Origin of the sequence: Arsukibacterium sp. (genome assembly GCF_036735525.1) — a bacterium.
Classification (GTDB): Bacteria; Pseudomonadota; Gammaproteobacteria; order Enterobacterales; family Alteromonadaceae; genus Alishewanella.
This window is the reverse complement of record NZ_DAINOE010000094.1, coordinates 1-10,620: the sequence shown is the minus strand read 5'-3', so window position 1 is coordinate 10,620 and position 10,620 is coordinate 1. Positions and strand designations below refer to the sequence as shown.

At 50.1% G+C, this 10,620-nt stretch carries 12 protein-coding genes; 4 read left to right on the top strand and 8 right to left on the bottom strand.

Annotated elements, in window-relative coordinates; genetic code table 11:
- From V7D78_RS14550 to V7D78_RS14535, 4 genes are all read right to left on the bottom strand, one after another.
- Positions 1 to 307, bottom strand: a 307-nt coding sequence (locus V7D78_RS14550; RefSeq protein ID WP_333609181.1) for a metallophosphoesterase, incomplete at its 3' end; no start/stop codon positions are given.
- Between the two features lie 184 nt (positions 308 to 491).
- Positions 492 to 905: an HIT family protein gene (locus tag V7D78_RS14545; protein WP_333609180.1), complete on the bottom strand. Its 414-nt coding sequence runs from the start codon at positions 903 to 905 to the stop codon at positions 492 to 494.
- A 186-nt stretch (positions 906 to 1,091) separates the two neighbouring features.
- Positions 1,092 to 1,967, bottom strand: a complete 876-nt coding sequence (gene fghA / locus V7D78_RS14540) for an S-formylglutathione hydrolase (protein WP_333609179.1) — start codon at positions 1,965 to 1,967, stop codon at positions 1,092 to 1,094.
- A 217-nt stretch (positions 1,968 to 2,184) separates the two neighbouring features.
- On the bottom strand, positions 2,185 to 3,294 hold the full coding sequence (locus tag V7D78_RS14535; RefSeq protein ID WP_442886572.1) for an S-(hydroxymethyl)glutathione dehydrogenase/class III alcohol dehydrogenase: 1,110 nt from the start codon (positions 3,292 to 3,294) through the stop codon (positions 2,185 to 2,187).
- Positions 3,295 to 3,605: 311 nt separating this feature from the next.
- On the opposite strand from V7D78_RS14535, the gene V7D78_RS14530 reads away from it, so the two are divergent.
- The 4 genes from V7D78_RS14530 (at position 3,606) to V7D78_RS14515 (ending at position 6,281) form a co-directional block, all read left to right on the top strand.
- Positions 3,606 to 4,475 (top strand): LysR family transcriptional regulator, encoded by an 870-nt coding sequence (locus tag V7D78_RS14530; RefSeq protein ID WP_333609178.1) that lies wholly within the window; start codon positions 3,606 to 3,608, stop codon positions 4,473 to 4,475.
- Positions 4,476 to 4,701: 226 nt separating this feature from the next.
- A complete protein-coding gene (locus tag V7D78_RS14525; RefSeq protein ID WP_333609177.1) occupies positions 4,702 to 5,016 on the top strand; it encodes a YbjQ family protein in 315 nt (104 codons plus the stop codon).
- 3 nt (positions 5,017 to 5,019) lie between these two features.
- A complete protein-coding gene (locus V7D78_RS14520) occupies positions 5,020 to 5,481 on the top strand; it encodes a YbjQ family protein (RefSeq protein WP_333609176.1) in 462 nt (153 codons plus the stop codon).
- Positions 5,481 to 6,281 (top strand): M48 family metallopeptidase, encoded by an 801-nt coding sequence (locus V7D78_RS14515; protein WP_333609175.1) that lies wholly within the window; start codon positions 5,481 to 5,483, stop codon positions 6,279 to 6,281. The genes V7D78_RS14520 and V7D78_RS14515 overlap by 1 nt, the downstream gene beginning before the upstream one ends.
- A gap of 15 nt (positions 6,282 to 6,296) precedes the next feature.
- Here V7D78_RS14515 and bktB read toward each other — a convergent pair whose 3' ends face one another.
- The 4 genes from bktB to V7D78_RS14495 all read right to left on the bottom strand — a co-directional run.
- A complete protein-coding gene (gene bktB / locus V7D78_RS14510; protein WP_333609174.1) occupies positions 6,297 to 7,487 on the bottom strand; it encodes a beta-ketothiolase BktB in 1,191 nt (396 codons plus the stop codon).
- The gene (locus V7D78_RS14505) at positions 7,471 to 7,929 is read right to left on the bottom strand and encodes an MmcQ/YjbR family DNA-binding protein (RefSeq protein WP_333609173.1); all 459 of its coding nucleotides are present in this window, start codon (positions 7,927 to 7,929) and stop codon (positions 7,471 to 7,473) included. The genes bktB and V7D78_RS14505 overlap by 17 nt, the downstream gene beginning before the upstream one ends.
- Positions 7,930 to 8,026: 97 nt before the next feature.
- Positions 8,027 to 10,042 carry a S9 family peptidase gene (locus V7D78_RS14500; RefSeq protein ID WP_333609172.1) on the bottom strand — a complete coding sequence of 672 codons (2,016 nt, stop codon included), beginning with the start codon at positions 10,040 to 10,042 and terminating at the stop codon, positions 8,027 to 8,029.
- Between the two features lie 60 nt (positions 10,043 to 10,102).
- Positions 10,103 to 10,620, bottom strand: a 518-nt coding sequence (locus tag V7D78_RS14495) for a fumarate hydratase C-terminal domain-containing protein (protein ID WP_333609171.1), incomplete at its 5' end; no start/stop codon positions are given.

Sequence of the window (10,620 nt, the reverse complement as noted above, 5' to 3'; positions counted from 1 at the left end):
GGTTGCCTAACACCATGGCGTCCAAGCCAAATTGATTTAGCACCTCGATATTAATGCGCTCTTCAAACAATTCAAAATAAGCACTGCCTTTAAAGGCATCTCCGCCATGTAAAAATAAACTGGCCTGGCCCTCCGCTTCGGCATCTGCTCTTAACCGCTGTGCAGCCGTCAGTAACCGGGGATGGCCGCCAATGCGGGTATAAATACGCCGATCCGGCCCCTGAAACGCCGCTGGCGTGGCATCAAATTGTGAATGAGTATCATTGATATGCAACAGATGAAATGTGAGGCCAATATCTGGTGCCACAACCTCAGCCGGCTTACTGCAGGCCGCTAAGCATGTAGTTGCAGCCAAGAATGCAATTACCAGCACTAGTGAACGAGGTTGTCTTTTAACAAATAACATAACGTAATCCGAACTAATGACGCTAAAAGGGTGCTACCTTACGTACTTACCCTTTTACACTCAAGTGAAACCAGCCTGAAGCGGCTTACAAGGCCGCGCGAATTTTTTCTGCCAGCGCTTTAATTTTGTCCATATCGCCTTGCTCACCGGCATGCCGTTTTAACTCTGACACATGAGCCGGGATCAGATGAAAATGCAGATGTGGCACTGTCTGGCCGGCCGCCTCACCGTTAAGCTGCATAAGCACTACGCCCTTAGCCCCCAGTTCAGACTTTTGCGCCGCCATGACTTTTTGCACGGTTTGTAGCGTTTTAGCGGCTTTATCGGCCGGAAGTTCCAACAAGGTTACCGCCGGATGTTTGGGGATCACCAGCGCATGGCCGTCTGCCTGCGGCATAATATCCATAAAAGCCAGGGTGTCGTCATCTTCGTAAACTTTAAAACAGGGGATCTCACCACGCAGAATTTTGGCGAAAATATTGTTGTTATCGTAGCTCATGCAAAGCTCCTTGAGACGGGACGATGGGGTAACTAGTTTGATTATGCCAGTATGCAACACTTGATACACCGTGTCGCTGTAAAACAGCAATGCGTGCTGCAACCCCGTTTCGGTCGCCACAGAGTGTCTGAGTCCTGCCGTAGGCAAAGGACGAGTTGCTGTGGCGAGCCGAGGCGGGTGTTGCAGCTAAGCTTGTAAATTACATAAATGCTTAGCGTGAAAACGTAAATGCTGCTCTATAAAACTGGCGATAAAATAGTAGCTATGATCATAGCCGTTTTGCAGACGAATTTCGGCGGTTACCCCAGCCTGCTTTGCTGCTGTGATCAAACTGTCGGTACGCAACTGCTCAGGGTAAAAACTATCGGCCGTGCCCTGATCAACCAAGATTGGCGGAACCTGCCTGGCATTTTGCAGTAGCATTGATTGCAGTAGCATAGTCGCATCGTACCGCGCCCATTGGCTTTGATCATCGCCTAAATAACCGCTAAAAGCCTTAATACCCCAGGGGCTGTTAATCGGGTTGCAAATCGGGGAAAAGGCTGAAATTGAGCGGTAACGCTCAGGGTTACGCAAGCCAATCACCAGCGCACCATGGCCACCCATCGAATGGCCGCTAATACTGCGGCAAGCCGTTAATGGCAAATGTGCTTCAAGCAAAGCGGGTAATTCACTGACGATATAATCATACATCTGGTAGTGCTTAGCAAAAGGTTCGCGACGGGCATTAACATAAAAACCGGCGCCTAAGCCAAAATCGTAAGCCGCGTTTTCGTCATCCGGCACCCCTGCCCCACGCGGGCTGGTATCAGGCATAACCAGTGCAATACCCAGCTCGGCTGCCACCCGCTGCGCACCGGCTTTACTTGAAAAGTTTTCATCGGTACAGGTCAGGCCCGATAACCAATATACTGCAGGCACTTTGGCCGACGCTGCTTGTGGCGGCAGAAATACCGAGAACTGCATTTCACAGTTGGTTACGGCTGACTGATGGGTAAACCTGATTTGTTTACCTCCAAAGCAACGTTGTTCACTGGTTTTCACTAACTCATTTGTATTCATGGAATATGCCACCTAAGTCGAAGAGGACGAATTAGAACCCCGTTTTGGTTGGCACAGAGTGTCTGAGCCCTGCCGTAGGCAAAGGGTGACAAATTCGTCAGGAACGAATTTGAACAGCATCAGCTGGCCTCTGGTGCCGGGCAGGAGAGCCCGGCATAGTTGCTGTGACAAGCCAAGGCGGGTGTTGTAATTTGTCCTAAAATAAACATCTAATCCATCAAAAATGAATCACAGCCCGGATCGACTTGCCTTCATGCATCAAATCAAAGGCGTCGTTAATCTGCTCCAACGGCATGGTATGGGTAATAAAGGTATCCAGCTCAAACTCGCCCTGTAAATAACGCTCAACATAGTCTGGCAACTCAGTGCGGCCTTTTACGCCACCAAAAGCCGTGCCGCGCCATACCCGGCCGGTGACCAGTTGAAATGGCCGGGTGGAGATTTCCTGGCCGGCGCCGGCAACCCCTATGATGACTGACTCCCCCCAGCCTTTGTGGCAACATTCCAGCGCTGAGCGCATCACATTGACATTCCCTATGCACTCAAAGGAAAAGTCGACGCCGCCGTCGGTCATCTCAACAATCACATCCTGAATGGGTTTATCGAATTTTTTCGGGTTCACCACGTCAGTGGCTCCGAGTTTTTTGGCAATATCAAACTTATCTTCATTGATATCAATGGCAATAATGCGGCTGGCTTTGGCCATAACCGCCCCTATAATCGCCGATAAGCCAATACCACCAAGGCCAAATACCGCCACGGTATCACCCTCTTTTACCTTGGCGGTGTTCATCACGGCACCCATGCCGGTGGTGACACCACAACCGAGCAGACAGACTTTTTCCAGCGGCGCGGCTTTATTAATTTTTGCCAGTGAAATTTCCGGTAAAACGGTATATTCAGAGAAAGTAGAGGTGCCCATATAGTGATAAATTGGCTGGCCGTTTTTTGAAAAACGCGTGGTGCCATCCGGCATTAAGCCTTTGCCCTGAGTAGCACGAATGGCCTGACACAGGTTGGTTTTGCCAGATAAACAAAACTTACATTTACCGCACTCAGGTGTATAGAGTGGAATCACATGATCGCCCACTGCCACTGAGGTGACGCCCTCACCGATGGCCTCAACAATACCGCCGCCCTCATGGCCTAAAATAGCCGGGAAAATACCTTCAGGATCCTCACCTGACAAGGTAAAGGCATCGGTATGACAGACACCACTGGCCACGATTTTTACCAGTACCTCACCTTTTTGTGGCGGCATTAAATCCACTTCTTCAATCGATAACGGCTGGCCTGGGCCCCAGGCCACAGCGGCGCGGGTTTTAATCATCTTCATAGGGTATCCTTGGTTGGAAATATGGCGAAGTCATTTATGCTGATAACTATAACGTGTTTTGTATTGTTTTCATATGAGAGTTAATATGGTTAAAATGCAAACCAATTTTGTATATATGTAATAGTTGGTCCGCAGGCAGCTTACGTTGCAACGCCCGCCCTGGCTTGCCACAGCAACTCGCCTTTATGCCTACGGCAGGGCTCAGACACTCTGTGGCAACCAAAACGGGGTTCCAACCGCTGCCTTAACAGAGTTGGGTTATGTTAACGCAAGCAGCCAGGGGTAGATTCACAAGGTATAAAATGAAACAATGGACCGGGATCAGCGAATTTGTCGCCGTGGCCGAACAACAGAGCTTTACCAAAGCGGCAAAACAGCTCGGTATTTCAGTCGCCCAGGTAAGCCGCAATATTGCCGAGCTGGAGCAGCAGCTGGCGATCAAGCTACTGTATCGTACTACGCGTAATGTTAAGCTAACCGAAGAAGGCGCGCTGTATTTGCAGCATTGCCGCCACCTGGTCAGCAGTTTAGCAGAGGCCAACCGTACCCTGGCAAATTTAAAAGCTACCCCACGTGGCTTAATTAAACTGACCGCGCCGGTATTTTATGGTGAAACCCGCCTTGCTCCCTTGCTGCATAATTTTCTAAAACTCTACCCCGATACTGAACTAGATTTACAGCTCAGCAATAACAAACTCGATTTAATTCAGGGCGGTTTTGACCTGGCCATCCGGCTAGGCACGCTGGAAAGCTCCAGCTTAATAGCCCGCAAGCTGGCCAGCCGCACACAATATGTGGTGGCATCGCCTGCTTATCTTGCCGCATACGGCACACCTGACACTATTGCTGAGTTGGCGCAACATCAGTGCTTAACCGGCACAGTAGTGCAGTGGCGCTTTATGCAACAAGGTAAAATTCAGCAGTTTAAACCGCAAGGCCGGATTACCTGCAACAGTGGTGTGGCATTGCTGGATGCCGCTTTAAAAGGCTTGGGCTTAGTGCAATTACCTGACTACTATGTCAAAGATCAGCTGCAAAGTGGTGAACTGGTCGCAGTGCTAAATGAGCTACGCCAACCGGATGATGGTATCTGGGCGATTTACCCGCAAAACCGCCATTTATCGGCCAAGGTGCGGGTGCTGGTAGACTTTCTGGCGGCTGAGCTTGGTTAAAAGTCACTCTACAGCATGCTGACATTTCCTCAGTACCCGCTTTTATTATCAATAATACATACCTGATTTCTGGTGCGCAGGAACCGGCTCAGTTGGCAGCCTTGCAGCGAATTCAGCTTGGCGCTACCAAATAAATCAGCACTGCGACTTACAAGATGTAGGCAAATTATATAATTAACAGTAATATAAAACGCTAAATTAACATGCAATTTAAAAGGACGCGTTAATGTTTATTACTAATACCGAAACTGTACCCGGCAAAACCATTGCTGATTGCTATGGTGTCGTTTCCGGCAGCACAGTTCGGGCTAAACATGTGGGTCGCGATATTATGGCCGGTTTAAAAAATGTGTTTGGTGGCGAATTACGCGGCTATACCGAGCTGTTAAATGAATCACGTGATGAAGCCATAAAACGTATGACTGAGCAAGCGAGGCAGCTCGGTGCCAACGCTATTGTTAATGTGCGTTTTTCTACATCATCTGTAGCCGCAGGGGCGGCTGAAATCTATGTCTATGGCACGGCCGTGCGCGTGGAGTAAGCCATGTTTGCATTTATAGGTTTTATTACCTTATTACTCCTGGGGTTTTTTGTTGGCCGTTACCTGGAAAGCCAGCATTTTAGTAGCATAGCACAGCGTGAGGCTGAGCTGGTGGTGTTGCCAAACACCAGCAGCCGCTATCTGTTAATTCCTATGCAGCAGATTGAACGTAGCGAGCTGGTCACTGGCAGTGTGGTGATTTCTATCGACTACTTTAAACGTATTGTCGCCGGCTTACGCAGTTTAGTCGGTGGCCCGGTGCAAAGCTATGAAACCTTACTCGACAGAGCAAGACGCGAAGCCATGCTCAGGATGAAAGAAAGCTGCCCGGGTGCCAGCCAAATCATCAATATCCGTATTGAAACGTCGTCCATTTACAATGCCGCCGGTAACGGTATTGGCTCAGTCGAACTACTGGCTTATGGCACTGCTATTTATGGCCAGGTTGCAGTAAACAGCCGCTAATGGCTTATCACCCGCGCCTGCCAGAGCAGAATGATAACGTCAGTCATCAGCAGCCTGGCAGGGAATTATTACTGCTGGGCTCGGCTTTACTACTGGCCGTAGCACTGATTTATTTGCTGTTAGGGCTCTTGATTGATCGGGTAGTCAGCAAGCTGGATCCGGAGCTGGAGTATAAATGGTTTGGCCATTTTGCCAGTGCTCAGGTTAACCCCAGTGAGCAGCAACAAGCCTTGCAGCAGCTGACCAATCAATTGCAACAATGCAGCAGCTTGCGCTATCCGGTGCAATTGCGCTTTATTGAGCAGGACATCAGCAATGCCGGGGTGTTACCCGGTGGCGTAATGCTGGTGTATCAGGGGTTATTAACGCAGTTAGATAGCGAAAATGCGCTAAGCTTTGTGCTGGCGCATGAACTGGCACATTTGCAGCATCGTGATCATTTACGCGGCTTAGGCCGGGCACTGGTGCTGGCCAGTCTGGTGTATGGCGTAACCGGCAGTAGCAGTGCCAGCCAGTGGTTTATGCCTGTCACCGAGTTAGGTATGGCGCAGCATTCGCAGCAACGTGAACTGGCTGCCGATGCCGCCGCATTAGAGATACTGCATTGCCATTATGGCCATACCGGCGGCGCAGAAGGTTTTTTTAAGGCGATGCAACAACAAAGTGATGCAGTACTTCCTGATTGGTTTGATAGCCACCCTAATCTGGCTAAACGTTTAGCGCAACTGGCGCTGTTACAACAGCAACATGCCTATGCGGTTAAAGCCACTACCCCTTTACCCGCTATGCTGCAACCTTAATACCGGCAGCTTAAATTAAATAGCCGCCTCCAGCAGCAGCGCAATGCCCTGGCCACCGCCAATACACATGGTCACCAAACCATAACGACCACCGAGCCGCTCTAGCTCTGCCAGCAGTTTAATGGTCAGTATTGAGCCGGTTGCCCCCACCGGATGGCCCAGCGCAATAGCTCCGCCATTGGGGTTGACTTTAGCAGGGTCAAAACCCAGGCTCTGACTCACCGCTAACGCCTGAGCGGCAAAAGCTTCGTTTGATTCAATGACAGCAATTTCGTTTAACTTAACGCCGGTTTGCGCCAGTAATTGCTGTACCGCCGGTATTGGCCCCAATCCCATCACGCCAGGCTCCACCCCGGCAAAACTATAACCCAGTAAACGTGCTCTGGGCCTTAAACCACGCTTTGTTGCTAATTGCAGGCTCGTTAATACCATAGCAGCAGCGCCATCATTTAAACCTGAAGCATTGCCGGCGGTAACTATGCCATCCGTTTTAAAAGCGGGTTTTAAGCTGGCTAAGCTTTGCAAGCTGGTATCAGGGCGGATGTGCTCATCGCAATTAAATTGCTGTTCGTTGCGTGCGGTTTTCACAGTAACGGGCACTATCTGCTCAGTAAAATAGCCTTGTTGCTGGGCATAAGCCGCTCTTTGCTGGCTTTGCAGGGCAAAAGCATCAAGATCGCTGCGGCTTAACGCATACTGGATACAAATGGTTTCTGCGGTAAGCCCCATATGGCCACTACCAAAAGGATCACTCAGTATGCCCAGGGTTAAATCTGTCGCCACAGCATGGCCCATGCGCAGGCCAGCACGCACATTGGGCAGTAAGTAAGCACCATTACTCATGCTTTCGGCGCCACCGGCCAGTGCGATTTGGCTCAGCCCTAACTGAATTTGCTGCGCGGCTGAGATCACGGCCTGCAGGCCAGAGCCGCATAAGCGGTTGACATTAAAAGCCGCAGATGTCGGCAACATGCCACTATTTAGCGCAATATGCCGGGCTAAATACACATCTTGCGGGCCAGTCGTAATAATATGGCCAAATACCGCATGATCAATATCCGCTGCAGCTACCTTAGCGCGGCTTATCGCTGCTTTGGCTGCTACCGTGCCTAGCTCTGCCGGGCTTAAACTGGCCAAACTGCCAGCAAAGCTGCCAATGGCGGTGCGGGCGCCATCTAAAATAACAATGTCAGTCAGTTGCATCATCAGTTCCGAATATTGGCAAATTAGCGGTGTGGCTGTTTTTTTCTAATTCACTGATAAAATCTTTATCAAAACCGGCTAAAGCTGCCATCAGCGAATCACCACGTTTTGCTTTGGGCAGGCTGTTGACGATCAGTCGGTAAGAATTGTCTATTTGCCGTTTAATTTCGTTGTCTGGCACGCTGCCATCTAACAGCACGGTATTCCAGTGCTGCTTGTTCATATGGTAACCAGGGCTAATCGCCGCAAAAATATCGCGCAGCATTAGCGCCTCCGTCGGGTCGCACTTTAAATTAACCCGGGCGATGCCCTGCTCTTCGCCTAAGATAGCGAAAATTTTACCTGCAACTTTATAGACATAGGCATCAGGGCCGAAGGGAAAATCTTCGACACTTTGCAATTGCATCAGGCAATAATCACGGCATTGTTGAAAATTGAACGCCATCAGTATCTCCTTATTCAAGCGGGTAAAAGAAAACCGGTTGGCTTAGCACAATCCGGTTTTCTTATTGCCTGACATCAGCGGTATAGTTTAGCTGTTATTATTTAGTATATTTGTCCAGCCACTGGAATACTTCACCGTACCAACGCACCCGGTTATCTTTGTTTAAGATCCAGTGGTTTTCATCAGGAAAAATCACCAGTCGAGATTCAATGCCCTTACGCTGTAAATTTGTAAAAGCCCCCAAGCCCTGAGCATAAGGTACCCGGAAATCTTTCAGGCCATGGATCACCAGCATCGGCGTTTGCCATTTGTCAGCATGGGCCGCCGGATTAAATTTATGGTAATCACTGTCTTTATCCCAGGCGGTGCCGCCTAAGTCAAACTCCGGGAAAAACAGCTCTTCGGTGCTACCATAAAAACTCGGCATATCATACAAGCCCGCATGGTTAACCAGGCATTTAAAACCGGTTGGCCAGTTGCCGGCAATCCAGTTCATCATATAACCGCCATAAGAGGCGCCCAGCGCACAAGCACGATTTCCGTCAATCCAGGGTTGGGCTTTTACGATATATTCAAAGCCTTTTTGTAAATCAATTAAAGGTTTACCGCCCCAATCACGGCTAATCGAATCGGTAAAGGCCTGACCATAACCGGTTGAACCATGAAAATCGACCATCACTACCGCATAGCCTTTGGCCGCATAGAGTTGCGCGTTCCAGCGCTCATTAAACATATTACCAAAGCTACCCTGAGGCCCACCGTGCACTAAAAACGCCATAGGGTAGGTTTTTTTCGGGTCAAAGTTCCAGGGTTTGACCAGATAACCATAGACAGTGGCGTCATTCGCACCGGCAAAACTAAACTGCTCATACTGGCCAAAAGTGACTTGCTCACGCCATTTGGCATTCACGTCCGTTAACTGCTGTAACCGGCTGCCATCCAGATTTATCTGGAAAATCTCAGTGGGTAAATCTAAGCGGTGATTAGTAAATACCAGCCGGTCCTGTGCCACCTGTAAACTGCCGGCATAGCCATCGCCATAAATTTTACGCACATCACCAAAACTGGTGTTAATGGCAAAGATGCTAAACTGGCCTAAGTCCTGAGCGGTAACAAAGATGGTGCGGTTATCACGGCCAAACTGGTAATCGTACACCGATCTGTCCCAGTCGGTTGCCAGCTCTTTACGCTGCCCGGTCACCAAATCCAGCAACATCAAGCGGTTACGATCTGACTCTGCCTGAGGCTTGCTCATCGCCAGATAAGCCATAAAACGGCCATCATGCGAAAACTTAGGCTTAGCATCCCAGGCCGGATTATCTGCAGTTAAATTCACTTTTTCGCCGCCGCTGACCGCTACCTGAAAGATGTCGAAGTTGGTATGCCAGGCCTGATCATTGCCCGGCAATTTGGCACTGAACACCAGATGTTGGTTATCCGGGGTAAAGGCCACTTCACTGATACCGGCAATGCTGGTGTTCCAGTCGGCCATCAGGTTAGTCGCATCGGTAACCGGGCCCTCGCCCAGGCTGGCAACATGCAGGTGCAAACGGTACTGATCCAGCCATTTATCCCAGTGGCGCACCATCAGCTGATCATAGGCCAGCGCACTGTCTTTTTTGGCGGCGTCTTTGGCCTTGGCATCCAGCGTACATTGCAGATTTTGGCAACCAGGGCGCACCGATAACGCCAGTGCCAGGGTTTTGCCATCAGCGGCAAACTTATAGCCGGCCACCGGCAGCGGTAATTGCGTTACTGGCAGTGCTTCACCGCCATCAACCGGCAACCGCCATAGTTGCTCTGAGCCATTGCGGTTAGCCACAAAATAAATGGCTTTGCCATCATGGCTCCATTGCACCTGGCTCTCTCGTGCCGGGTGCTGGGTTAACCGCTGCTGCTGACGGCTATCTAAATGTAAAATATACAAATCCTGGCTGGTATCGGCCGGACTGAAACCGCCATTGGCCTGGCTGAATACCAGGTGCTGGCCATCTGGTGACAGCGCCACGTCGGACACTTTATTAAACTGATTCAGGTGCTCAACCGTTAACGGTCCCTTGGCTTGCGCAGCAGTACAGACTACCGCTGCTGCCAGTAATATCGAATATTTCATCTGACTCCCCTGTGATAAAAAAGGCCGCACTCTTGGTTGCGGCCTGTTGTTATATGCGACTTAGCTGCCCTGACTCAGTTTGGCATCCAGCTCAGCAATGTTGGCTTTCCACAACACCGGACCTTGTTGATGCACATTGTTACCCTGGCTATCGACGGCCACGGTCACCGGCATATCTTCCACGTCAAATTCGTAGATGGCTTCCATTCCCAAATCGGCAAATGCCACTACCCGCGACTTTTTGATGGCTTTGGACACCAGATAAGCCGCGCCGCCCACCGCCATTAAATACACCGCTTTATGTTGTTTAATGCTGGCCACTGTTTCATCACCGCGCTCAGACTTACCAATCATGCCCAATAAACCGGTTTGCGACAGCATCATCTCGGTAAACTTATCCATACGGGTGGCGGTAGTCGGACCGGCCGGCCCCACCACTTCATCGCCCACCGCATCCACCGGGCCGACGTAATAAATAAAGCGGTTTTTAAAATCGACACCATCAGGCAAGGCTTCGCCGCGCTGCAGCATATCGGCAATACGCTTGTGCGCCGCATCACGGCCGGTAAGCATTTTAC

What these genes read in the sequence shown, in the direction of transcription:
- V7D78_RS14545 (WP_333609180.1), bottom strand. Translation starts at nt 905, where the DNA reads ATGAGCTACGATAACAACAATATTTTCGCCAAAATTCTGCGTGGTGAG.
- fghA (WP_333609179.1), bottom strand. Translation starts at nt 1,967, where the DNA reads ATGAATACAAATGAGTTAGTGAAAACCAGTGAACAACGTTGCTTTGGA.
- V7D78_RS14530 (WP_333609178.1), top strand. Translation starts at nt 3,606, where the DNA reads ATGAAACAATGGACCGGGATCAGCGAATTTGTCGCCGTGGCCGAACAA.
- V7D78_RS14525 (WP_333609177.1), top strand. Translation starts at nt 4,702, where the DNA reads ATGTTTATTACTAATACCGAAACTGTACCCGGCAAAACCATTGCTGAT.
- V7D78_RS14520 (WP_333609176.1), top strand. Translation starts at nt 5,020, where the DNA reads ATGTTTGCATTTATAGGTTTTATTACCTTATTACTCCTGGGGTTTTTT.
- V7D78_RS14515 (WP_333609175.1), top strand. Translation starts at nt 5,481, where the DNA reads ATGGCTTATCACCCGCGCCTGCCAGAGCAGAATGATAACGTCAGTCAT.
- bktB (WP_333609174.1), bottom strand. Translation starts at nt 7,487, where the DNA reads ATGATGCAACTGACTGACATTGTTATTTTAGATGGCGCCCGCACCGCC.
- V7D78_RS14505 (WP_333609173.1), bottom strand. Translation starts at nt 7,929, where the DNA reads ATGGCGTTCAATTTTCAACAATGCCGTGATTATTGCCTGATGCAATTG.
- V7D78_RS14500 (WP_333609172.1), bottom strand. Translation starts at nt 10,042, where the DNA reads ATGAAATATTCGATATTACTGGCAGCAGCGGTAGTCTGTACTGCTGCG.